The organism is Streptomyces sp. NPDC088794 (assembly GCF_044750545.1).
Lineage (GTDB): Bacteria > Actinomycetota > Actinomycetes > Streptomycetales > Streptomycetaceae > Streptomyces.
In genome coordinates, this window is record NZ_JBIVKB010000002.1 from 431,307 (window position 1) to 454,778 (window position 23,472).

The 23,472-nt window shown below is 70.8% G+C and carries 21 protein-coding genes; 11 read left to right on the forward strand and 10 right to left on the reverse strand.

Annotation, left to right across the window (positions count from 1 at the left end; translation table 11 throughout):
• Positions 1-168: 168 nt before the first annotated feature.
• The 4 genes from ACIP6U_RS06545 to ACIP6U_RS06560 form a co-directional block, all read right to left on the reverse strand.
• A complete protein-coding gene (locus ACIP6U_RS06545) occupies positions 169-1,257 on the reverse strand; it encodes a hypothetical protein (RefSeq protein WP_401713735.1) in 1,089 nt (362 codons plus the stop codon).
• Positions 1,257-1,919, reverse strand: coding sequence for an RNA polymerase sigma factor (locus ACIP6U_RS06550; RefSeq protein WP_401713737.1), 663 nt, complete (start codon positions 1,917-1,919; stop codon positions 1,257-1,259). The genes ACIP6U_RS06545 and ACIP6U_RS06550 overlap by 1 nt, the downstream gene beginning before the upstream one ends.
• A gap of 353 nt (positions 1,920-2,272) precedes the next feature.
• Positions 2,273-2,461: a hypothetical protein gene (locus tag ACIP6U_RS06555; protein ID WP_401713739.1), complete on the reverse strand. Its 189-nt coding sequence runs from the start codon at positions 2,459-2,461 to the stop codon at positions 2,273-2,275.
• A gap of 46 nt (positions 2,462-2,507) precedes the next feature.
• Positions 2,508-3,128 carry an RNA polymerase sigma factor gene (locus ACIP6U_RS06560; protein ID WP_401714414.1) on the reverse strand — a complete coding sequence of 207 codons (621 nt, stop codon included), beginning with the start codon at positions 3,126-3,128 and terminating at the stop codon, positions 2,508-2,510.
• A gap of 306 nt (positions 3,129-3,434) precedes the next feature.
• Here ACIP6U_RS06560 and ACIP6U_RS06565 point away from each other — a divergent pair, with 306 nt between their 5' ends.
• Positions 3,435-5,579: a peptidoglycan recognition protein gene (locus ACIP6U_RS06565; RefSeq protein WP_401713741.1), complete on the forward strand. Its 2,145-nt coding sequence runs from the start codon at positions 3,435-3,437 to the stop codon at positions 5,577-5,579.
• Positions 5,580-5,609: 30 nt separating this feature from the next.
• Here ACIP6U_RS06565 and ACIP6U_RS06570 read toward each other — a convergent pair whose 3' ends face one another.
• The 3 genes from ACIP6U_RS06570 to ACIP6U_RS06580 form a co-directional block, all read right to left on the reverse strand.
• Positions 5,610-7,085, reverse strand: a complete 1,476-nt coding sequence (locus ACIP6U_RS06570; RefSeq protein WP_401713743.1) for an MFS transporter — start codon at positions 7,083-7,085, stop codon at positions 5,610-5,612.
• A 112-nt stretch (positions 7,086-7,197) separates the two neighbouring features.
• A complete protein-coding gene (locus tag ACIP6U_RS06575) occupies positions 7,198-7,701 on the reverse strand; it encodes a hypothetical protein (RefSeq protein ID WP_401713745.1) in 504 nt (167 codons plus the stop codon).
• 104 nt (positions 7,702-7,805) lie between these two features.
• A complete protein-coding gene (locus ACIP6U_RS06580; protein ID WP_401714415.1) occupies positions 7,806-9,416 on the reverse strand; it encodes a family 20 glycosylhydrolase in 1,611 nt (536 codons plus the stop codon).
• Positions 9,417-9,658: 242 nt separating this feature from the next.
• Between ACIP6U_RS06580 and ACIP6U_RS06585 the strand changes: the two genes are divergently transcribed.
• From ACIP6U_RS06585 to ACIP6U_RS06610, 6 genes are all read left to right on the forward strand, one after another.
• Entirely contained in the window at positions 9,659-10,171 is a 513-nt protein-coding gene (locus tag ACIP6U_RS06585) for a 2-oxo-4-hydroxy-4-carboxy-5-ureidoimidazoline decarboxylase (RefSeq protein WP_401713746.1), read from the forward strand.
• Between the two features lie 248 nt (positions 10,172-10,419).
• Positions 10,420-10,800, forward strand: coding sequence for a succinate dehydrogenase, cytochrome b556 subunit (gene sdhC, locus ACIP6U_RS06590; protein WP_123998165.1), 381 nt, complete (start codon positions 10,420-10,422; stop codon positions 10,798-10,800).
• A gap of 5 nt (positions 10,801-10,805) precedes the next feature.
• The gene (locus ACIP6U_RS06595; protein ID WP_401713748.1) at positions 10,806-11,288 is read left to right on the forward strand and encodes a succinate dehydrogenase hydrophobic membrane anchor subunit; all 483 of its coding nucleotides are present in this window, start codon (positions 10,806-10,808) and stop codon (positions 11,286-11,288) included.
• A 31-nt stretch (positions 11,289-11,319) separates the two neighbouring features.
• A complete protein-coding gene (gene sdhA / locus ACIP6U_RS06600) occupies positions 11,320-13,074 on the forward strand; it encodes a succinate dehydrogenase flavoprotein subunit (protein ID WP_401713750.1) in 1,755 nt (584 codons plus the stop codon).
• The gene (locus ACIP6U_RS06605) at positions 13,074-13,853 is read left to right on the forward strand and encodes a succinate dehydrogenase iron-sulfur subunit (RefSeq protein ID WP_123998168.1); all 780 of its coding nucleotides are present in this window, start codon (positions 13,074-13,076) and stop codon (positions 13,851-13,853) included. The genes sdhA and ACIP6U_RS06605 overlap by 1 nt, the downstream gene beginning before the upstream one ends.
• A gap of 126 nt (positions 13,854-13,979) precedes the next feature.
• On the forward strand, positions 13,980-14,474 hold the full coding sequence (locus tag ACIP6U_RS06610) for a hypothetical protein (RefSeq protein ID WP_401713752.1): 495 nt from the start codon (positions 13,980-13,982) through the stop codon (positions 14,472-14,474).
• A 3-nt stretch (positions 14,475-14,477) separates the two neighbouring features.
• Here the strand turns inward: ACIP6U_RS06610 and ACIP6U_RS06615 are convergent, their stop codons facing one another.
• A complete protein-coding gene (locus ACIP6U_RS06615) occupies positions 14,478-16,952 on the reverse strand; it encodes a DUF4132 domain-containing protein (RefSeq protein WP_401713754.1) in 2,475 nt (824 codons plus the stop codon).
• Positions 16,952-17,344 carry a hypothetical protein gene (locus ACIP6U_RS06620; RefSeq protein WP_401713756.1) on the reverse strand — a complete coding sequence of 131 codons (393 nt, stop codon included), beginning with the start codon at positions 17,342-17,344 and terminating at the stop codon, positions 16,952-16,954. The genes ACIP6U_RS06615 and ACIP6U_RS06620 overlap by 1 nt, the downstream gene beginning before the upstream one ends.
• Before the next feature lie 68 nt (positions 17,345-17,412).
• Between ACIP6U_RS06620 and ACIP6U_RS06625 the strand changes: the two genes are divergently transcribed.
• Together ACIP6U_RS06625 and ACIP6U_RS06630 are read left to right on the forward strand one after the other, a co-directional pair.
• Complete coding sequence (locus ACIP6U_RS06625) at positions 17,413-17,823, forward strand: VOC family protein (protein ID WP_401713757.1); 411 nt, start codon at positions 17,413-17,415, stop codon at positions 17,821-17,823.
• A gap of 78 nt (positions 17,824-17,901) precedes the next feature.
• Positions 17,902-18,678, forward strand: coding sequence for a TetR/AcrR family transcriptional regulator (locus ACIP6U_RS06630; protein WP_401713759.1), 777 nt, complete (start codon positions 17,902-17,904; stop codon positions 18,676-18,678).
• 9 nt (positions 18,679-18,687) lie between these two features.
• Here ACIP6U_RS06630 and ACIP6U_RS06635 read toward each other — a convergent pair whose 3' ends face one another.
• On the reverse strand, positions 18,688-21,111 hold the full coding sequence (locus ACIP6U_RS06635) for an MMPL family transporter (RefSeq protein WP_401714416.1): 2,424 nt from the start codon (positions 21,109-21,111) through the stop codon (positions 18,688-18,690).
• Between the two features lie 166 nt (positions 21,112-21,277).
• On the opposite strand from ACIP6U_RS06635, the gene ACIP6U_RS06640 reads away from it, so the two are divergent.
• Together ACIP6U_RS06640 and ACIP6U_RS06645 are read left to right on the forward strand one after the other, a co-directional pair.
• Positions 21,278-21,967 carry a response regulator transcription factor gene (locus ACIP6U_RS06640; protein WP_401713761.1) on the forward strand — a complete coding sequence of 230 codons (690 nt, stop codon included), beginning with the start codon at positions 21,278-21,280 and terminating at the stop codon, positions 21,965-21,967.
• Positions 21,964-23,463, forward strand: a complete 1,500-nt coding sequence (locus ACIP6U_RS06645; protein ID WP_401713763.1) for a sensor histidine kinase — start codon at positions 21,964-21,966, stop codon at positions 23,461-23,463. The genes ACIP6U_RS06640 and ACIP6U_RS06645 overlap by 4 nt, the downstream gene beginning before the upstream one ends.
• Positions 23,464-23,472 lie beyond the last annotated feature (9 nt).

Below are 23,472 nucleotides of genomic sequence, written 5' to 3' on the forward strand. Positions count from 1 at the left end.
ACCGGGGGAACGTGTCCCGCCCGCGCCGAGTTGCACGAGCCGTAGGTACGGGGGGAACCCCGGCTCTGTGCGTCGGCCGATGACCAGTCGGCTCATTCAGTACTGCGCCATCCCGGCCGAAAACGTCACACCCCGCGCCAGAAGATCCGAAACCCGCAGGTCAGAGCTTTACAGAGCGCGGTACGTCGGCTCCGGCGCCGGAGTCGGTGCGGCGGGCGTCGTCAGCCGCGTCGGCACCAGGGGCCGGACGGCGCCCGAGCCGCCGGTTCCCGTGGTCTGTCCGGTTCCGCCGGTCTGTCCGCCACCGCCGGGCGCCATGCCGTTGCCGTCGTCGGCACCGCCCTGGTCATCGCCCTTGCCACCCTGATCGCTTTGGTCTCCCGGGCCGTACTGTCCGCCGGGACCGATCTCGTTCTTGCCGTCGCCCTTGCCGTCGCCCTTGCCCTTGTCGTCGCTGTCCCTGGCGGTCGACCCGGCGTCCCCGAGCGCGTTCTTGCAGTACCGCCACACGCGACCGCCGCCGACACCGCCCGCCGCGTGCACCAGGGCCCGTCTGCGCTCGGCGTTCAGCTTCTTGCCGTCCCGCAGATCACGGCAGGCCGCGGGGCCACCGCTCCACCGGCCGTCGTCCTTGCCCTCGGCGCGGTCCTCGGAGCCGGGCGCGACCGTGGCGCCGGGACCCGTCGGGTCCGAGGCGGTGGGACCGCCGGTGGGTCCGTCGGGCGTGGGCCGGCCGGGTTGCAGGCCCTTCGGCGACGCGTGCGACCGGTCCGGCGACACGGCCGCCGTGACGGAGGACAAGGGGCGAGGGTCGTCGCCGCCGAAAGGCGTCGGCAGGATTCCGGAGGTGGCCGCGACCGCGACCCCGCCGGCCATGCCGAGGGCCAGCACGGCGGTCAGCCCGAAGCGCACGGGCTGCCGGCGGGAGGGGCGGGCGCCCGGGCCGGGGCCGCCGATCCGCACGAGCCCGGCGTCGGAGGACCGGCCGCGGGTGGGCGGGCCGACCGCGGCCGCACCGGTCCGGTCGGCGCGCGCGGTGCGGAAGGCGGCCAACGCGGCGGCCTCGCCCGGGAGTTCGGGTCCGGGCCGGATGACGTCGGACCCGGCCCGGATGACGTCGGAGGAGAGCGCGTCGAGCGTTTTGGCGAGCCGTTCGGCCTCGTCCCGGGCGGTGGCGTCGACAGCGTCCAGTGACTCTCCGCGCAGCAGCGTCTCCGCTGTTTCGGGGTCCAGCCACCTGTACTGCTCGTCGGCCATCACATGTCCTTCTGCGTCCGCGGACGCGTATGCGTCACACTCGCGGACGTCACCGCACGGTCTTCGGGTTCTCGCTGGTGCGGCATCGCGTCGAGCGCACCCGCGGATTCCGTATCGTCGGCGAGCAACTCTGCCAGGCGTTTCAGACCCCGGTGCGCCGCCGTGCGAACGGCCCCCGGTCGCTTGCCGAGCGTCTCGGCCGCGGTCTTGGCGTCGAGGCCCACCACCACGCGCAGTACGACGGCCTCGGCCTGGTCCTGCGGGAGCCGGGCGATCAGCGAGAGGGTGCGGTCGGTGGCCAGCGCCTCGATGGCCTCGCCCGCGGTGTCGGACTCGGCGGCCCTGCCGGTGAGTTCCGTTTCGTCGCCGCCTATGGCCGGGCGGCGGCCGCGCATGCGGATGTGGTCCAGGGCGCGGTTGCGCGCTATCCGGGCGGCCCAGCCGCGGAAGCGGTCCGCGTCGCCGCTGAACCGTTCCAGGTCGCGGGCTATCTGCAGCCAGGCCTCGGACGCGACGTCCTCCGCGTCCGGGTCGCCGACCAGCGTCCGGACGTACCCGAGCAGCCGCGGGTGCACCGCTCGGTACACAGTCCGGAACGCGGTCTCGTTCCCGTCCTGTGCCGAAAGCACCGCGGCGGTCAGGTCCGCGTCGTCCCCCAGCACCCGTAGTCCTCGATCGATGGTCTGCCGATGGTTGCGGCGATTGTTCGACATCCGCGCCCGGCGCGAAAGGCACGTTACGACCTGAAACCGCTGCTCGTCCATGTCCGTACAAGCTGGGACCAGCTTGTGATGTCGTGGGGTGTGACAGAAACCGCAGTCATGGCGCTGTAGCAAGTACGGGTCGCCGCGCGGCCCGTGCCGCGCGACGGCCGGGGCCTCTCCTGTGGGGGGTGGCGGCCCCGGCCGTTGCTTCGGTGGGAGCGCTCCGCCTCGTCCACCGGCGCTTTTCCGGGCCCTTCCACCGGCTGGCCGGATTCATTCGCACACCCATGTCCATCGGCACACCCATGGGTTCACCCGGCCCGCCAGTCGTCCCGGCGCCGGGTCGGCGCCCGGTGCGTGCCCGCGTCCCGGGCGGCCCGGAAGGCGTCCAGCGCCCGCCGCTCCCCCTCGGGATCGAGCACGCCGTCCCGGATGGCACCGGCGAACAGCACTTCCAGAACCGGGCCGCCGGTGCGGCCGCCCTCGTGCCGTTCGCCCATGTCCCCGTCCCATCCGTGTCCTACGGCCGGCCTCGGCTGTCGTCGTTCACGTCGACTCCCCCAGCGTGCGCGGGTCCTCGTTCGTCACACCCTCGGCGCCGAGCCGCCGCGCGAGCGAGCGCAGCCCCCGGTGGGCGGCCGTGCGCACCGCGCCGGGCCGCTTGCCGAGGACGCGGGCGGCGGCGGGGCCGTCGAGCCCGACGACGACCCGGAGCAGCACGGCCTCGGCCTGGTCGGGCGGCAGGGTGCGCACCAGCGCCAGCGCGCGCTCGGTGGACAGCGCTTCCAGGGCCTGGTCGTCGGTGGCGTGCGGCCCGGGCAGCTCCAGTACGTCCTGTTCGAGCGCGGTCGGCCGAGGCCGTACCCGCTGGCGGCGCAGGTGGTCCAGGGCCCGGTGCCGGGCGATGGTCGCCGTCCAGCCGCGGAAGCCCGCGCCGTCGCCCTTGAACCGGCCGAGGTCCCGGGCGATCTCCAGCCAGGCGTCGGCGGCCACGTCCTCGGCCTCGTCGCCGACGATCCCGCGCAGGTAGCCGAGCAGCCCCGGCTGCACCAGCCGGTAGGCGACCGCGAAGGCGGCCTCGTCGCCCTGCTGGGCGCGCGCGACGGCCGCGCCCAGTTCCCCGTCGTACGCCTGCACGCGGCGGGGTTCCCCTCCCTGGCCCGACACTGTCCTGACAGAAGTCGTGAACACAGTTGAATCGTTCACGTCTTCACGGTCATCAGCGCCAGGTCGCACAGAAGTGTCACAGCTCGTCGGCTGCCCCAACTCGCCAGCGCCTTCAGGTGACTTGCATCACTGTCGACCGATCCGCCGTGACGTTTGCCGCCCGGCGACCGCTGAATGGTCCAGAGCACCTGTGTGACGGGTGCGGTTTCTGTGACTTTCTTATGACTTCTGTGGCCTTCGGGCCTTCTTCGGGGTGGGGAACACGTGGTGAGTCGTCGTACGTCCCATGCGTACAGACCGCTGAGCATGAAACGCCGGGCCTGGCTGACCCTGGGCGCCGTGGTCCTGGGCGGCGGAGGCCTGGCGTCCTACGCCATCGCCAGCCCGTCGGCCGAGGGCGCGGCGGACGGACAGGCCAAGCGGCCCGCGAAGGTCTACGACCTGACGCTGAAGAACACCGCGACCGGCAAGCGCGAGCTGGCGCGCACGGAGACCAAGCAGTTCTCGCTGCTCGGCGTCTCCTGGACGGGCGCGACCAAGGACCTGGACGGCACGGCCCAGGTGCGCACCCGCAGCACCGACACCGGCGCGTGGACGGCCTGGCAGGACCTGGAGACGAACGTCGACCCGGTGGAGGACCCCGAGGAGCGCGCCGGGGCCCGTGGCGCCTCGGAGCCCCTGTGGGTGGGCCCCTCGGACGGCGTGCAGGTGCAGGTCGTCCACGAGGACGGCAGCACAAGTGCCGGACTGCCCAAGGGACTCGAGGTCAACCTGGTCGACCCGGGCGTGGTGACGCCCGCGGAGCAGAAGGCCGAGCCGGCCGCGTTCGTCGCGGACGCGAGCCCCTCCGCCACCGTGACCACCACCGCGTCGCCGACCACCACCGCGACCCCGACCGCCACCCCCTCGGCGACGCCCACCCCGCCGCCGTCCACCGTGCCCGAGCCGCCGATCACCACACGGGCCGGCTGGGGCGCGGACGAGTCGATCAGCAAGGACCCCTCGGAGTACAACCCCGACGTGAAGGCCGTGTTCGTGCACCACACGGACGGCTCCAACGACTACTCGTGCGCCGACTCGGCGGCCATCGTCCGGGGCATCTACACGTACCACGTGCAGACCAACGGCTGGAACGACATCGGCTACAACTTCCTGGTCGACAAGTGCGGCACGATCTTCGAGGGCCGCAAGGGCGGCGTCGACCTGCCGGTGCTCGGTGCCCACACCTACGGCTGGAACCGTGAGTCCACCGGCATCGCCGTGCTCGGCAACTACACCACCGCCGGGGCGAGCAGCGCGGCCCTGACCTCGGTCGCCCGCATCGCGGCCTGGAAGCTCGGCCAGTACGGCGCCGACCCGGCCGGCACGGTGCAGCTGACGGCGGGCGCGACGCAGGACAGCTACACCGGTACGAAGTTCACCGCCGGCCAGGCCTACACCTTCAACCGGATCTCCGCGCACCGCGACGGCTACGCCACCGAGTGCCCGGGCACCTCGCTCTACGCCCAGCTGCCGGCCATCCGCACCCAGGCGGCCGGTCCGGTGCAGGACCTGAAGACCGGCACGGTGACCGGCGCGGGCAAGTCGGGCACGACGTACTACACCAAGGGCGCCGTCACGGTGAACTGGTCGACCAGCACGCCGACTTCGCTCATCTCGAAGTTCGATCTGCTGGTCGACGGCAAGGTGGTCGCCACCACCGCCGGTACGGCCACCTCCGCCAAGACCACGCTCGCCCTGGGCAGTCACAAGGTCACCGTGCGGGCCACGCACCAGTCGGGCAAGACGACGACCACGGCGGCCCTCGCCTTCGTCGCGGAGACGACCCTGCCGACGTTCACCACGGCCCCGAAACTCACCCTGCGCACCGGCACGGTCAGCACCACCGCCGTCCCGGTCACCCTCGGCTGGAAGGCCACCGACGCGCAGGCCCTGAAGGCGGTCGACCTGCTGACCCCGGCGACGGCCACCTTCGGCCCGACCACCACGACGTCCAGCCGCACGGCCAAGTCCGGCTCCGCGTCCGTCTGGTCGATGCGGGCGACCGACTTCGCAGGCAACACCCGCACGTCCTCGCCGTCCTTCACGCCGCTGATCCTCCAGGAGACCTCGGCGACGAAGACCGGTACCTGGACCAGCCGTTCGTCCACCAGCTACCTCGGCGGGAAGTCGTACTCCAGCGGTTCGAAGAACGCGAGCCTGACCTGGACGTTCACCGGGCGCTCGGCGTCCTGGGTGGTCTCGCGGGCGTCGACCTCGGGACAGGCGTACGTGTACGTCGACGGCGCCAAGGTGGCGACCGTGGACCTGAAGTCCGCCACCACCAGCTACCGCCAGGCGATCTGGACGAAGAGCTGGTCCGCCAGTGCCAAGCACACGGTCAAGGTCGTCGTGGTGGGCACCAGTGGCCGCCCGACGATCACGACGGACGGCCTGGTGTACATCAAGTAGTTCGAGGGGGACCGGGCTACTTCGACCAGCTCAAGTAGCCACGTCCTCCAGCGACTTGGGCGCCTGCTCCCCCGCACCTTGGGGGGTGGGCGCCCGGTCCGCGTTCACGACCACGCCGGCGATCAGCGCACCCAGCAGCAGCGCGCTCATCGCCCACCAGGTGGCGACGTTGAAGCCGTGCACGGAGGCCTTCGCCGCCAACTCCCGGGCGTCGACGCCCGGTCCGGCGTGGGCCGTCAGATAGCGCGCCGTCACCGTCGCGGCGATCGTGTTCAGCAGCGCCGTACCGATCGAACCGCCCACCTGCTGGGCGGTGTTGAAGGTGGCGGAGGCGGCACCGGCGTCCCGCGGCGCCACACTGCCGGTGGCCAGGGACACGGACGTCATCATCGCGGTGCCCATGCCGAGGCCGAGCATCAGCATCCCGGGCAGGATGTGCGAGGCGTACGCGGGTTCCACGCCCACCTGGGCGATCAGCGCGAGCGCGCCGGCCGCGATCAGCAGCCCCGGCACGATCAGCACGCGCGGCGGCACCTTGTTCAGCAGCCGGGCCGCGATCTGGGTCGAGCCGACGACCATGCCGACGGTGATGGGCAGATAGGCGACACCGGTCTTCACCGGCGAGTACCCGAGGACGCCCTGCATGTAGTAGGTCAGGAAGAGGAAGACGCCGAACATCCCGATCGTCACCAGCAGCACGGTCAGGAACGCGCCCACCCGCTGCCGGTCCTTGACCACCGACATCGGCAGCAGGGGCACCCGCGCCCGGGTCTGCCAGAAGCCGAACGCGCCGAGCAGTACGACCCCGCCGCCGAGCAGCCCGAGCACCAGCCCGTCGCTCCAACTCCTGGACTCCGCCTCGGAGAAGCCGTAGACGACGGAGAGCATCCCGGCCGAGCCGAGCAGCGCGCCCGGCACGTCGAGGCGGCCGCCCGGGTGGCGTTCGCCGGGCTGGAGCAGGGTCAGGGCGCCCGCGAACGCGACCAGCGCGATGGGCACGTTGACGTACAGGCACCAGCGCCAGTCCAGGTACTCGGTGAGGAAGCCGCCCGCGAGCAGACCGACCGCGGCGCCCGCGCCGATGATGGCGCCGAAGATGCCGAAGGCCTTGCCGCGGTCCTTGGGATCGGTGAACGTCGTCGCGAGCAGCGACAGCGCGGAGGGCGCGAGCAGCGCGGCGAACACGCCCTGAAGAGCGCGCGCCCCGAACAGCATCCCGGAGTTGGCGGCGGCCCCGCCCAGCGCGGACGCGGCGGCGAAGCCGAGCAGTCCGATCATGAACGTGTTGCGCCGCCCGGCGAGGTCGGAGACCCGGCCACCGAGCAGCAGCAGTCCCCCGAAGGCCAGGGTGTACGCGGTGATCACCCACTGCCGGTTCCCGTCCGACATGTGCAGGTCGGCCTGGGCGGACGGCAGGGCGATGTTGACGATGGTCATGTCGAGCACGACCATCAACTGGGCTAGGGCGATGACTACCAGCGCCCACCAACGACGATTGTCGGCCATGCGGCCATCGTGCTCCCGCCGGTCCAGCTTTGGGAACGGTCGCGTCTCTTATTACGCTGTTTTTGCCGAGCCCACGGAGGGCCGGAGCGGGGTCATGGCGGCTCCGCACAGGTCAGAGCGGCACGACACCCAGCCGGTCCAGCAACCGGAAGAAGAGGTTCTCGGCGAGCGGGTCGGGGTCGGCCGTCAGTACGTCGACCAGCGGCTCGTCGGGCACGTCGTGCCCGGCCTCGGCGGCCCAGGCGACGGCCCGCTCTGCGGCGTCACGGGGGTCCAGGAAGTAGTCCTCCACGGTGAGTCCGTCGTTGCCCGCACCGAGGTACCCGGCCATCGCGGCCCGCGCCAGACACGTCGTCCACGCCCCGCTCCTGGGCCCCGCCGCCTCGACGACCACGGCCGTGCTGTCCATGACGTACCCGAAGAGGGCGGGGGCGCCGGTCTCCCTGGCCAGCACGTTCATGCTGCCGACCTCGCCGTCGCCGCTCGGGTACTCCCACACCTGCCAGCCCTCGGGCGCCGACTCCCGCAGCACCATCCCCTCGGCGTCGGCCAGCGCGTCCAGCTCCGCCAGCGGCCGCTCGCTGCGGCCCACGACGTAATACCCCCAGTAGCCCATGTCCCGTTCCCCCACGGTTTCTTGGCGTCGGCCCGCGCCCTCTTGGCTTCGGCCCGCGCCGAACACACCCCAGCCGTACGTCAGTTCACAGCCCTATCCTGGGATCACCCCAGCTTGTCGGCAAGAGCCTTGAACTGCGTCCAGGACTGGGCCGGCCGCCGCGGATCCCACAGTTTCTGGACCGTGGCGCGCAACGGCATCCTGATGCCGGCCGCGACCTGGTTCTGCGTCTGGGAGTTGGCGAGGTCGCACCAGACGGCGAAGGACCCGCCGAGGATCTGCCCGTCGTACTTCGAGGGCACCGCCTGCGTGCCGCGCACGACGAGCGGGGTCCACCGCTCGTAGATCCGCTGCCCGGTCGGATAGACGAAGGTGTTCGGCTCCCCGAGGACGTAGTAGAGGAACTCGTCGTTGTAGTTGACGACCTTCCGCCCGGCGCTCAGGTACTCCACCGGCAGCCGCGCCCCGATCTCCTTGCCCGTCCAGTACCCGACCCGCAGGTCCTTGGCCGCCGGCACGGACGTACCGGCGAAGAAGCCGTCGTTCCACGCGCGCATCGTGCGGTCGTGGGCGCGGACGGTGTCGGCGCGGTCGTTGAGCCAGCCCGTGGTCAGGTCGGCGACGGTCCCGCCGGAGCCGTAGGCCGCCCGGGCGGCGGTGGCGAGCTGCGGATAGGCGGCGGCGGGACTGGAGACGGTCAACGCCTGGTACTCGTCACCGCCGAGATTCCACTGCCCGCCGGGGAAGAGCCCGGCGTACTCGTTCAGCAGGTCGTCGACGATCTCGGCGGCGGCCGGCTTGGAAATGTCCACGGCCCCGCGCGAGGCGACACCCTGTGTGTTGCGCAACTGAAGGTCCGGATGCGCGACGATGACCGCGCCCAGATGTCCGGGCGAGTCGATCTCGGGCACGACGGTGATGTGCCGGCTCGCGGCGAGCTCGACGATCCTCGTGACCTGGGCCTTGGTCAGATGGTCCTTGGACACGATCTCGGGATGGCTGTCGGAGGCGATCCGGAATCCCTGGTCGTCGGAGAAGTGCAGCCCCAGTTCGTTGAACTTCAGGTCCCCCAGCTCCCGCACCCGGTCCTCGATCCAGGCCGCGGTGAAGGGCTTGCGCGCGATGTCCAGCATGAACCCGCGCACCTGCTTGGCCGGCTCGTCCCGCACGACCCCCTCGGGCGCGGTCCCGCCGCCGTGCACCTCCTGCTTGAGCGTCCGCGTCCCGTAGAACACGCCCGAGTCCGCGGGCCCGCTGATGTTCACCCGACCGCCGCGCACGGTCATGGCGTACGACTCCGGATCGGCCCCCTCGTCGTCGTTCAGCGCGAGGCGTACGTCCCCGGCGCGCACGTCGTCCTGTTCCCCGGCGTACGTCAGCCCCAGCTCACCGGCGATCAGGCGCCCCTCGTCGGCCAGTTCGGCATCGCCCACGACCACGCGCTCACCGCGCACCGGACGCCAGCCGGGACCCCGTGCCGCGGTGTGGGAGCGCACGGCGGGGATCGTCCTGGGGGCCTGCGAGAGGGCGTACGAGCGCGTAGGCGTCGGACTGGGACTCGACTCCCGGGACGCGCCGGGCGTCAGGCCCGACCTGGCGTCGGAGGGCTGTTGTGTGCGCGCCGCCCCGGCGGGTCCGCTCTCGTCGCCGGAGGCCCAGAAACCGAGGCCGATCCCGAGCGCGACCGTCCCGGCGAACGCGCCCGCGACGATCATCCGCCTGTGCTTGACCTTCTGCGCCGGAGGCCGGCGCCTGTGCTGGCTCACAGCGCCAACCTAAGTCCCCTCGGGGGCGCGATGTGTCCACCACACGTTCCGAAACTCTCCCGTGCGGGTGAAATTCGGGCATCCGTCGGACACGTCACGCTCTCGCTCGATAACGTGACGACACACCTTTCACAGTTTGCGCTGCTCTCTCAGCTTCCCTCGCTTCCTCTGCCGAAACTGCCGAAACCCACGTGACGCCCACACACCTTCCTGGCCGAGTCGGCATACCGGCGCTGCCCACCGTCCTGGACGCCTTCAACGGCGCCCCCGACGACGACGCCCGCACCCTCCTGTTGACCTGCCTGCGCAGCCACCGCTGGGCGGACCGGGTGGCGGCCCATCGCCCGTACCCGGACGTCGATTCCCTGCTGGCGGCATCGGACGAGGCGGCGTACGACCTCTCGTCGACGGACCTCTCGGAGGCGCTGGCCGCGGAGACCCTGCCCACGCTGCCCGAGGACACGTACTCGGCCGCCCACACGGCACTGAGCGCGGCCCAGGCGGCCTACGAGGCCCGCTTCGGCCACGCCTTCGTCGTCTACCTGGGCGACACCCCACCGCGCCAGTGCCTGGACCACATTCTCGAAGGCATCCGGTCACGTTTGACAAACGATCCGGAGGAGGAACGGGCGGTGGCGTCGGAGGAACTCCGGCGCCTGGCAAGGCAACGGTTGGTGCATGCCGTCAAGGGCGCGGGGCTGTGACATGTGCGGCTCCGCCGCGGGGCGCGACCAGCCCCCACGGCGCCGCGCCCGGCACATAAGAGAACCAACCACCCCGGAAGCCGCAAAGCTCACCCATACGCGTGCCACTTTGATCACACAGGTAGGCCCGGCGTAAGCCGAGCGGCAGTGCGTCGCTACGATGCTGAGGGCCGGTGGACCGTACCCGGCCGGGCCCACCGACCGCACAAGCCGGCGCGGCCCCAATCCCCGCTCCCGGAGGGACTTCCGTGCCGGCTGGAACGCTGTACCGCGGCCGGGAAGGAATGTGGTCCTGGGTGGCTCATCGAGTCACCGGCGTCCTCATCTTCTTCTTCCTGTTCGTTCACGTGCTGGACACCGCTCTCGTCCGTGTCTCCCCCGAGGACTACGACAAGGTCGTAGCCACGTACAAGACCCCGCTCGTCGCGTGCCTGGAGTACGGCCTCGTCGCCGCCATCCTCTTCCACGCGCTCAACGGCCTGCGCGTCATCGCCGTCGACTTCTGGTCGAAGGGCCCGCGCTACCAGAAGCAGATGCTCTGGTCCGTCGTGGGCATCTGGGTCGTGCTGATGCTCGGGGCGATCTACCCCGTCCTCGGCCACGCCGCTCGTGAACTGTTCGGGAGCTGACACCGATGGCCACCACTGAATCCCCCGCCTCCGGTGTCGGCCCTGTCGAGGGCGAGTCCCTCTTCAACGTCGACAACCCCGCGCCTCTGATCGAGGCCCCGCGCCAGCGCACCAAGAAGACCCCCAAGTCCACCCGGGGCAACTTCGAGATGTACGGCTGGCTGTTCATGCGCCTGTCCGGCGTGGTGCTGGTCGTCCTGGTCCTGGGTCACCTGCTGATCCAGCTGGTCCTCGACGGCGGTGTCTCCAAGATCGGCTTCGCCTTCGTGGCCGGCCGCTGGGCCTCGCCGTTCTGGCAGGTCTGGGACCTGCTGATGCTGTGGCTGGCGATGCTGCACGGGGCCAACGGCCTGCGCACGGTCATCAACGACTACGCGGAGCGCGCGAACACCCGGCTGTGGCTCAAGGGCCTGCTCTACACCGCCACGGTGTTCACCATCCTGCTGGGCACGCTGGTGATCTTCACCTTCGACCCGAACATCCGCTAGGCCGCCGGGCTGAGGGACTGAGGAATTCCTGATGAAGATCCACAAATACGACACCGTCATCGTGGGCGCGGGCGGCGCCGGTATGCGCGCCGCCATCGAGTCCACGAAGCGCAGCCGCACCGCGGTCCTGACGAAGCTCTACCCCACCCGCTCCCACACGGGCGCCGCGCAGGGCGGCATGGCCGCCGCGCTGGCCAACGTGGAGGAGGACAACTGGGAGTGGCACACCTTCGACACGGTCAAGGGCGGTGACTACCTGGTCGACCAGGACGCCGCCGAGATCCTGGCGAAGGAGGCCATCGACTCGGTCCTCGACCTGGAGAAGATGGGCCTGCCGTTCAACCGGACGCCCGACGGCACGATCGACCAGCGCCGCTTCGGCGGTCACAGCCGCAACCACGGCGAGGCCCCGGTCCGCCGGTCCTGCTACGCGGCCGACCGCACCGGCCACATGATCCTCCAGACGCTGTACCAGAACTGCGTCAAGGAGGGCGTGGAGTTCTTCAACGAGTTCTACGTCCTCGACCAGTTGATCACCGAGGTCGACGGCGTCAAGCGGTCGGCGGGCGTGGTCGCGTACGAGCTGGCGACCGGCGAGATCCACGTCTTCCAGGCGAAGGCCGTGATCTACGCGTCCGGCGGCACCGGCAAGTTCTTCAAGGTGACGTCGAACGCGCACACGCTGACCGGTGACGGCCAGGCCGCGGTGTACCGGCGCGGGCTGCCGCTGGAGGACATGGAGTTCTTCCAGTTCCACCCGACCGGCATCTGGCGCATGGGCATCCTGCTGACGGAGGGCGCCCGCGGTGAGGGCGGCATCCTGCGCAACAAGGACGGCGAGCGCTTCATGGAGAAGTACGCGCCGGTGATGAAGGACCTGGCGTCGCGAGACGTGGTGTCGAGGTCCATCTACACGGAGATCCGCGAGGGCCGGGGTTGCGGTCCTGAGGGCGACCACGTCTACCTCGACCTCACGCACCTCCCGCCGGAGCAGCTGGACGCGAAGCTGCCCGACATCACGGAGTTCGCGCGCACCTACCTCGGTATCGAGCCGTACACGGACCCGATCCCGATCCAGCCCACCGCGCACTACGCCATGGGCGGCATCCCGACCAACGTCGAGGGCGAGGTGCTGAGCGACAACACGACCGTCGTCTCCGGCCTGTACGCCGCCGGCGAGGTCGCCTGTGTGTCCGTCCACGGCGCGAACCGTCTCGGCACCAACTCCCTCCTGGACATCAACGTGTTCGGGCGCCGGGCGGGCATCGCGGCGGCGGAGTACAGCCAGAAGGCGTCGTACGTCGAGCTGCCGGAGAACCCGGCGCAGCAGGTCGTCGACCAGGTCGAGCACCTGCGCAGTTCCACGGGCACCGAGCGTGTGGCGGTCCTGCGGCGTGAGCTGCAGGAGTGCATGGACGCGAACGTCATGGTGTTCCGCACCGAGCAGACGATCAAGACGGCGGTCGAGAAGATCGCGGAGCTGCGCGAGCGCTACCGCAACGTCTCGATCCAGGACAAGGGCCGGCGCTTCAACACGGACCTGCTGGAAGCGATCGAGCTCGGCAACCTCCTGGACCTCGCCGAGGTCATGGCGGTCTCCGCGCTCGCCCGCAAGGAGTCCCGCGGCGGTCACTACCGCGAGGACTACCCCAACCGCGACGACGTCAACTTCATGCGCCACACCATGGCGTACCGCGAGGTCGGCGACGACGGCACCGAGTCCATCCGTCTCGACTACAAGCCGGTCGTCCAGACCCGCTACCAGCCGATGGAGCGTAAGTACTGATGGCTACCCCTGTTCTGGACAAGGCGGAAGCGGCCGGCCAGCCCGAGCCCGGCTTCGCCGACTCCCCCTACATCACGGTCACCTTCCGCATCCGTCGCTTCAACTCCGAGGTCTCGGCGGAAGCGACGTGGGAGGACTTCCAGCTGGAGATCGACCCCAAGGAGCGCGTGCTCGACGGTCTCCACAAGATCAAGTGGGACATCGACGGCACGCTGACCTTCCGCCGCTCGTGCGCGCACGGCATCTGCGGTTCGGACGCGATGCGGATCAACGGCAAGAACCGTCTCGCCTGCAAGACCCTGATCAAGGACCTCAACCCCGAGAAGCCGATCACGGTCGAGCCGATCAAGGGTCTGACGGTCCTGAAGGACCTGGTCGTGGACATGGACCCGTTCTTCCAGGCGTACCGGGACGTGATGCCGTTCCTGATCACCAAGGACACGAACGAGCCGACGCGCGAGCGTCTCCAGACGGCCGAGGACCGCGAGCGCTTCGACGACACCACGAAGTGCATCCTGTGCGCCGCGTGCACGTCCTCGTGCCCGGTCTTCTGGAACGACGGCCAGTACTTCGGCCCGGCGGCCATCGTCAACGCCCACCGCTTCATCTTCGACTCGCGTGACGAGGCGGGAGAACAGCGCCTGGAGATCCTCAACGACCGCGACGGCGTGTGGCGTTGCCGCACCACCTTCAACTGCACGGACGCCTGCCCCCGAGGCATCGAGGTCACCAAGGCGATCCAGGAAGTGAAGAGGGCGCTGATCACTCGGCGGTTCTGACCGACCGTCGACAGCAACTCAGGGCCGTTCCTCCCGGAGTCGGGGGGAACGGCCCTTCCGCTGGCAGGACGGCGGACCGACCCAATAACCTGACGCGACACGGCTGGAACAACGGGGGACAACACCATGAGTGAGCCGAATCCGTACCAGGGCGGGAACCCCCAGTGGGGTCCCGGTCAACCTCCCACCACACCGCCGCCCGGCTACGGATATCCCGGGCCCGGTCCGGCGTACGGCTACCCGCAGCAGCCTGGAGCTCCGGCACCCATGGGCGGCGCCCCGCTGGTGTCCATCGGGGACATCACCGTCATGGGCGACCAGATCATCACGCCCGCCGGCGCCCTCCCCCTCCGTGGTGCGGTGTGGAACGCCACCGACATGTCGCACACCGAGGAGAAGATACCGACGGTCGCCATCGTGCTCGCGATCATCTTCTTCATTGTCTGTCTCCTCGGTCTCTTCTTCCTCCTGATGAAGGAGAAGCGGACCACTGGCTTCATCCAGGTCTCCGTGACGAGCGCGGGCCGGCACCACTCGACGATGATCCCGGCCTTCGGGCCGCACACCTTTCCCGCGGTCATGGGTCAGATCAACTACGCCCGCTCGCTGAGTGCCATGTGACCCTCACAGCTGACTGAGGATCGACGGATCCGTGATCTTCGTGTCGTCCGCCAGCAGCATCGCCTTGCTCAGGATCACCGCCAGCATCCGGTCGCCCTCGTAGGGCAGGTAACCCGACTCCGGGACCGCGGGGCTGGACTTGGGGACGATGCACAGGTACTGGCCGCTCGGGGTCATGAGGATGTTGCCCGAGCCGAGGTGGATCTTGTAGGTGTGGCGTTCGCCCTTGACGTGCAGGAAGCGGCTCTCCAGGGTGCAGCGGTCGGCTATCGCGAGGCGGGGGACCAGGCGTTCCAGGAGGGCGCGGCGGGTCCTGGCGCTCTCGTTGAGGGCGCCGAAGCTGTACGACGACCAGTACTCGTGGAAGCGGCCGGCCGGCCCGCCGTCCTGCCAGGCCGGGTCGTTGCCGACGCTCGCCACGCCGACGAACAGGTCGACGTCCCGCAGGACTTCGGAGAGGACCAGGGGCGGGATGTCGGTGAGGGGAACAGGGGCTGAGGGGTCCTCGCCGTCCCGGAGCCACATGCGGTAGTCGCCGCCGCAGCAGTGCGCCGAGTTCTGCGGGGCGTCCAGCGGGTAGAAGCGGACCTGGTCGGTGCGCAGGCGGAGGAAGGAGCCGGACTCCGTGGTGTCGGCACCGTACTCCTGGCCCTCGCCGCTGATCCAGTACTCCGCCCGCAGGCCCCACTGGGGCAGTTCGCGCGTCGCCGGCGGTGCCTCGTCGTCCACCATCAGGCGCAGCTTGTTGCGCCAACCCCGGACCGCGGTCAGGGAGTTGAACTGGTGCTGGCGCAGGATGTGGGCCGCGAAGCGGTTCGAGTACGTGCCCGTCGCGCGCTCGGCGTCCGTCAGCAGGTACACCTCGCGGTGGGCCTGCTTGAACGGCTGCGTGACGCGGTGCCGCTCCAGCCAGTCGCGCCACGCGATCGTCTCGGCGGGGTCGTGGCCGACCGGGTGCCAGAGGGTGACTTCGGCGCCTTCAGCGACAGGAGTGACGGGGGTATCGGTGAGGGTGCGCAGTTCGCCGTCCGCGTAGCCGACCGTCCGTCCGTCGACCGTCCACAGGAGGCGGCGCGCCAGGGTGCCCACCAGCGGGTGGTCCAAGTAGCGCGTCCGCCACGCCGCGTACGACCACGTGCGGCGGGACAGGAACTGGCGGTCCAGGCGCTCGCTCTGCGCCGACAGCATCTTGTCGATGTCCTTGGCCGCGGCCTTGAGGTCCTTGAGCGCTTCCTGGTGGTCGCGGCGGACGCCCGCCGGGACGCTCTTGACCTGCTTGCCGCTCGCCGACCGCCAGGTCAACACCGCCTTCGTGCCCTGGACTTCGAGGATCGCCGTCGACTCGCCGAGGGTGTGGCTCGCGCGTCCGACCTCCGTCAGGCCGTACGCCGGCACGGCCAGTTCCTCGATCTCCTCGCGGGTCAGGCCGAGCGCGGCGGCGCGGGTCTCCAGGGCCGTGTCGAGGAGCTTGGCGGTGGCCTTGTACGTCACCCGGGCGGCGAGGCGGGCCAGTTCGGCGAGGGCCGCCTCGCTGTCGATGCGCGCGAGGGCGTTCACGCCCGCGTTGGCGACCTTCGGGTTGCGCGGGCCCATGCCCGCGACCTTCTTGAGGGAGGTCTCCACGAGGGCGCCCAGGGCGCGGGCGGTGTCCGGGTGGGGCGGGAGGAGGGCGAGCAGCCAGGCCAGGCCGCGCAGCGCGTTGGCGTTGTAGGGGTCGTAGGCGCTGTTGACGTCGGGCTCGTAGGTGCGCCGGTCGAGCGGGAGGGTGCGCGGGCGGCCGACGAGGGCGAACCAGGCCGGCACGGTCTCGCGGACGCGGTCGGCGCCGACGGCGTCGATCACCACGTGGGCCTGCTTGTCCCACCTGGCGGTGGGCTTGGCGGCGGTGGCCGTCGCCGCGTGCCGCAGCAGCGCCTGCCAGTCGGGGCCGTCGGCGTCCCGCAGGGCCTGCTCGGCCCACTCCTCGCCGACGTTGAGGGCGGGGTCGGTGAGCCGCTTCGCCAGGTCGACGACGGCGTTCGAGCGGTACGCCTCCACGGCCGAGCGGCGGACCACGGCGACGAGGGCCGGAGAGAGAGCGCGGCCCTGCGCGAGTTCGTGCTCGGCGAGGGACTCGAAGCCGGAGGCGTGCCAGAAGGAGTGCACGCGGCCGAGGTCGTCCAGCGCGCGTCGGCGCTCGGCGGCCAGCGGGTCGTCGTCGATGCCCTCGCAGAGGCGGATCGTGAGGGAGATGGCACCGCAGCGGGCGTCCAGTCCGTCGCCGAGCGCGGGGAAGCGGTCGGCCATCGCGTGCAGCATCGCGCGGCGCCGCTCCACCGGCAGCGCGCGCAGCTCCTCGACGGCCTCGCTCCAGCCGGGGCGGCCGAAGTAGCCGCGGCTGGAGGCCACCATCTTCATGGTCTCGTCGGCCACCCGGCCGGCGTCGAACACGGCGACGCGGTTGCGCAGCCGGTCCAGGTGCGAGCGAGGAGAGCGCATCAGCCACCCACCAGCGCCACGAGCTTCAGGAACGTCACCTCGGTGCCCAGCGGCAGCTCGATCTCCTCGGCCACGTCCGTCACCTGACGGTCCCCCACCAGCACCAGGAATCCGTTCCCGGCGAACGCCTTCAGCGCCAGTCCGGTCTGCACTTCGGGGTCTATCCGGCGGGGCGTGCGCAACGCGTACCCGTTCAGCACGCGCTCCGCGTCCTCCGGCTGCACCAGGCCCTGGAACACCCCGGGCATGCGCGCGTTGTACTCGGCGACCTCCTGGAACACCCGGCGCCTGATCAACTCACCCACGGTGAGCCGCTCCTCGGCGACCTCCAGCTCCCAGCCGGCGCCCCGCTCCCCCGCAGTCGTCTCGTCGACGAACCTCACGATTGCCATGCGACCGACAGTAGGGGCCGCCACTGACAATCACGGTTTCCGGCCGATCTTCCGCCTAACCTGATGCCATGTCAGATGACCAGTCGTACGAGCTGCTCGGATTCGACAACGCGCTGCTGCCCGTCGGCGACCTCGCCGAGGCCGTGCGCTTCTACGAGAGCGCCGGGTTCGCCGTGGCGTTCCGCTTCGACGAGGCCGGGATCGCCCTGCTGAAGGTCGGTGCCGAGACGCCCGGGATCCTGCTGCGGCAGGAGGAGGCGCTGGGCCACCGGCCGCCGTCGTGGCCGACGTCCCGGCTGTGGATCGAGGTGGCGGACGCCCGCACGGCCGCCCGCTCCCTGCGCTCGGCGGGGGTCCCGCTCCTCGACGAGCCCTTCTCGGTCGCCACCGGCTGGACCGTCGAGACCGCCGATCCGTGGGGCAACGTCATCGGGTTCACGGACTACACCAAGCGCCCGGAGCTGGGCCGCAGTCGGTGAGTCGGGGCCGCAGTCGGTGAGCCCGGAGGCCGCGGGCTGTGGCCGGTAACCGGTCGGGCACCCCGTAGGCTCCTGTGCGTGTCCGCCACGAACGACAGCGCTCCGCAGAGCGACAGCGTGCCCAGCAAGTCCGAGCAGACCCGCGCGCTGATCCTGGAGACGGCCATGCGGCTCTTCCAGGAGCACGGCTACGACAAGACGACGATGCGGGCGATCGCCAAGGAGGCGGGGGTCTCCGTCGGCAACGCGTACTACTACTTCGCCGGCAAGGAGCACCTGATCCAGGGCTTCTACGACCGGATCGCCGCCGAGCACCAGGTGGCGGTCCGCGAGGTCCTGGACCGGGAGAGGGACCTGGAGGCACGGCTCGCGGGCGTGCTGAAGGTGTGGCTGGACATCGCCGCGCCCTACCACGAGTTCGCGGTGCAGTTCTTCAAGAACGCGGCCGACCCGGACAGCCCGCTCAGCCCGTTCTCACCGGAGAGCGAGCACGCGCGCGTGGAGGCGATCAGCGTCCACAAGGAGGTGCTGTCCGGCGCGAAGACCAAGGTGGCGCCCGAACTGCGGGACGCGCTCCCGGAGTTGATGTGGCTCTCGCAGATGGGGCTCGTCCTGTACTGGGTGTTCGACCGGACGCCTGGGCGTGAGCGGAGTTACCGGCTCGCCGAGCGCGGGGCCCGGCTCACCGCGCGCGGGGTCTCGCTGGCCCGCTTCCGGGTGCTGCGGCCGCTCGTCCTCGAGGTGCACGAGCTGTTCACGGACTTCCTGCCGGGGATGACCCACGCGCTGCCCGACCCGGCGAAGAAGAAGCGCGGGGCGCCCGCCTCGGAACCGGCCGAGGACGAGCGCCCCTGAACGCGCGGCTCAGTTGACCGCGTCCACCTCGTCCTCCGCCAGCTCGACGTCGTACACGAGCGGCCCGTCCGCCACCATCACGTGCCTGGCCCGGGAGCCGTGGGCCGCGGAGGTGACCGCGAGCAGATAGGCGCCGGGGCCCGGCACCGAGACGATGTACGAGCCGTCGGCCAGGGTCGTCACGCGGTCCAGCTGGCGTCCGCCCTTGGACAGGACCGTGACCGCCGCGCCCTCCACCGCGTCGCCGTCCGGGCTGCGGACGAAGCCGTGCACCGCGGAGGCGGGACCGTCGGCCGCCGTCGAGGACGCGTTGGCCTCGCCCGTTTCGCCGTCCTCCTTGGGCTCGACCGCGAGGTGCGGCAGCCGCTTCTCCAGCCATTCCGGCAGCCACCAGTTGGAGTTGCCGAGCAGGTGCATCGCGGCCGGCACCAGCGCCGTACGCAGGATGAAGGCGTCGAGCGCCACCGCGGCGGCCAGTCCCACACCCGCCATCGCCGCACCGGAGTCGCCGCTGAGCACGAACGCCATGAAGACGCAGACCATGATGAGGGCGGCGGAGTTGATGACCCGGCTGGTCTCGGCGAGGCCCACGCGCACCGCGCGCGCGTTGTCCCTGGTGTGCACCCACTCCTCGTGCATCCGGCTGACCAGGAACACCTGGTAGTCCATGGAGAGGCCGAACAGCAGCGACAGCATGATGACCGGCAGGAAGGCGTTGATCGGACCCTCCTTGCCGAGGCCGAGCAGTTCCAGGCCCCAGCCCCATTGGAAGATCGCCACCAGGACGCCGAAGGAGGCCGCCGCGGCGATCAGGTTCATCAGGGCGGCCGTCAACGGGACCACCAGGGACCGGAAGGCGACCAGCAGGAGCAGGAAGCCCAGGCCGATGATGGTCGCGATGAACAGCGGCAGCCGTTCGCCGGTCACCGTCGCGAAGTCCTTGGACACGGCCGTCACACCGCCGACGTGCGCGGTGACGTCGGCCTGCGGGATCACGTCGTCCCGCAGGGTGTCGATCAGGTCGTCGGTCTCCTTGGACTGCGGTGACGTGGTCGGCACGACCTGGATCACCGTCACGCCCTGCGCGGGCGGCAGCGCGACCACCTTGGCGACGCCTTCGGTGCCCTGGATGCCCTTGACCAGGGCGGTGGTGTCGCCGGCGTCCGTGACCACCTGGAGCGGCCCGTTGAAGCCGGGCCCGAAGCCGTCGGCGAGGAGGTCGTACGCCTTCCTGGTGGTCGACGAGGAGTCGTCGTTGCCCTGGTCGGTGGCGCCCAGGCGCAGCGACAGCACGGGCAGGGCGAGTACGGCCATGACGGCCAGGGCGAGCACGGCGATCCGGCGGGGACGCTTCTGCACGTTCATCGACCAGCGGGCCGAGAGGTTGCTCGTCGACTCGGTCTCGGGCCCGTTCTCCGCGAGCCGGCGCCGCTGGCGGCGGCCGAGCACGCGCGGTCCGAGCAGGCCCAGCAGGGCCGGCAGCAGGGTCGTCGCGGCCAGCACGCTCAGCACCACCGTGAGGGAGGTGCCGATGACCACGCCGTCCAGGAACCGCAGCCGGGTCACGAGCATGCCGGCGAGCGCGATGCAGACCGTGCCGCCCGCGAACAGCACCGCCCGGCCGGAGGTGTTGAGCGCGGTGACCGCCGCCTCCTCCGGGTCCATGCCCTTCTGGATGCCGCGCCGGTGCCGCGTCACGATGAACAGCGCGTAGTCGATGCCGACGCCCAGGCCGATCAGGGAGGCGAGCAGCGGGGCGATGTCGGGGATGTCGGTGACGTGGCTGAGGAGCTGGGTGGAGAACAGGCCCGTGCCGACACCGAAGATGGCGATCGCGATCGGCAGCGTCATCGCGAAGAACGACCCGAAGGCCAGGAACAGCACGGCGGCCGCGGCGACGATGCCGACCATCTCCGACAGGCCCTGCGGCGGCTCCTGGACGCGCTGGATCGCCTGGCCGCCCAACTCGACCTCAAGACCGCTTCGTTCGGCGCCCTGCGCGGTGTCCAGGACGTCCTGGACCAGTTCCTTGGGCACCTCGTTGGCGGGCTTGGCGAAGGTCAGCTGGGCGTACGCGATCTTTCCGTCGCCGCTGACCTGGGCCGCGCCCTGCGCGCCCGCGTAGGGGCTGGTGACCGCGCCGACGCCGGGCATCTTCGCGATCTTGTCGAGGGCGGGCTGGATGCGGGACCGGACCGCCTGGTCCTTCGCCGAGCCCTGGTCGACCTTCCACACCACCGTGTCGGTGTCCCCGGAGGTGTTCGGGAAGGCCTTCTCCATCAGGTCGTACGCACTCTTGGAATCCGTGTCGGGGAGGGAGAACACGTTCGCGTAGTTCGTGCCCGCGGCCGAGGCCGAGAAGCCCAGGCCGAACAGTGCCCCCACCCACAGCAACAGGACCACCAGCCGGTGCCGATAGCACCACCGTGCCAATGCCGCCACTCTCAACACTCCCCTTAGTCGGTCGGTCGGTCCCCCAGGTCCTGGGCAACAGGATTGGCGGCACCACGCGTGCGTGGACACGGCGCGCCCATGACTCTCAAGGAACTCCAAAGACCGATCCGGTCCGGTTGTCAGTGGCCCGGCCGATACTGGGGGCATGACGACGGCTCCAGGCACCGTGCTGGTGGTGGAGGACGAGCCGAGCATCGCGGACGTCCTCGCCATCGCCCTGCGCTACCACCGGTTCGAGGTGATGATCGCGGGCACCGTCCGCGAGGCGCTCGCGCTCGTCGAGCGCACCCGCCCCGACGCGGCGCTGCTCGACGTCATGCTGCCGGACGGCGACGGCCGGGCTCTTGGGCGTGAACTGCGCGCGAAGCGGCCGGAGTTGGCGCTGGTCTTCCTCACCGCGCGGGACGCGCCCGCGGAGATCGTCGGCGCCCTCGGCTTCGGCGACGACTACATCACCAAGCCGTTCAACATCGACGAGGTCGTCGCCCGGATCACCGCCGTCCTGCGGCGCACCCGCCGGGCCGACGTGCTGCCCCAGCGGCCACCGCTGACCTACGGCGACCTGGAGCTGGACGAGACGACGTACAGCGTCCACCGCGCGGGCCGCACGGTCGAGCTGACCCCCACCGAGTACGCGCTGCTGCGTTTCCTGGTGCGCAACGGCGGCCGGATCGTGTCGAAGGAGCAACTGCTGCGGCACGTCTGGCAGTACGAGCACACCCCGCCCGAGTCGACCGTCGTGGAGACCTACATCAGCTATCTGCGGCGCAAGCTGGACACCCTCGGAGCACCGGTGATCACCACGCGGCGTGGCGTCGGATACGGGCTTGCATGACGTTCCTCCATCCGTTCCGCCGCCCGCTGCGCCCCGCGTTCTGCAAACGGGGCCTGCACTCGCTGCGCGCCAAGCTGACGCTGGCCAACGTGGCGCTGCTGGCCCTCGGCATCGTGGCGACCACCGCCGTCAGCCTCATGGGGATGCGGTACTACCTGCTCGACCAGGTGGACGCCGAGCTGATCAAGATGCGCGACTCGCTGAGCGATTCGGAACTCACCATGCGGAACGTCGACTCGCTCGGCGCCCTGGGTTTCGCCAAGGAGAAGATCGTCCCGGACGACTCGGCCAAGGACCGGTCGGCACCGGACTCGATCTACACGGCCGTCGACGACCGGGGCAAGGCCGTCGGCATCCTCGGCGTGCGGCTCACCGACGCGCAGATCGACCTGGCCCGCGCCGCCCACGACGCCCCGGCCCTCGCCCGGGACACCGGCCCGCACGACGTGACGGTGAACCACGCCTCGTACCGGGTCACCGCCGTCCGGCTTGCCGACGGCACATACATCCTGATGGCGGCCTCGACCGAAGCCCTGCACATGGGCATGGGCAAGGCCCTGCGGCTCGACTTCGCCGTCGGCGGGCTGCTCCTCGTGCTGCTGGCCTGGCTGACCATGATGAGCGTCAGCCGCCGGATGCGGCCGCTGGAGGACATGGTGGAGACGTCGTCGGCGATCGCCGAGGGCGACCTGACCCGGCGCGTGCCCTCCAGCCACCATCCGACGCAGGAGGTCGAGCAGTTGCGCCTCGCCCTCAACTCGATGCTCCACCAGGTCGAGTCGGCGTACCGCACGCGCGAACGCAGCGCGGCCCAGCTGCGCCGTTTCGTGGGCGATGCCTCGCACGAGCTGCGCACCCCGCTGTCCGCGATCCGCGGCTACCTCCAGCTGTACGACAAGGGCATGCTGAGCGACCCCGCGGAGCGCCGGCGGGCCTGGGACCGGGTGCTGGCGGAGACGGACCGCATGGGCCGCCTGGTGGACGAACTGCTCACGCTGGCCCGTCTGGACCAGGAGCCGCAACTGCTCCTGCGCAACGTCGACCTGAGCCGTCTGGTGCGGGACGCGGCCGAGGATCTGCGGGTGCAGCAGCCGGAGCGGCCCATATCGGTCGGCGCCGACGGCGCGCTGCTGGTGCGGGCCGACGAGTCGGGCCTGCGGAAGGTGCTCGGCAACCTGACGGGCAACGTCCGCACGCACACCCCCGCGGACGTGCCGGTGCGGCTCGGCCTGGAGCGGGCGGACGGCGTCGTACGCCTCTGTGTCGAGGACAAGGGTCCCGGGCTGTGCGAGGAGGACGCGGCCCGGGTCTTCGACCGCTTCTTCCGAGCCGGCGGCGGCGCGGGCAGCGGCCTCGGCCTGGCCATCGTGCAGGGCGTCGTCCAGGCCCACGGCGGCGAGGTGACGGTCCGCACGGCCCCGGGCGAGGGGCTGACGGTGACGGTGACGCTGCCGGCGCGGGTGGCTGTGGAGGCGGAGGACCTCGATCCGTCGTAAGCCTCTATG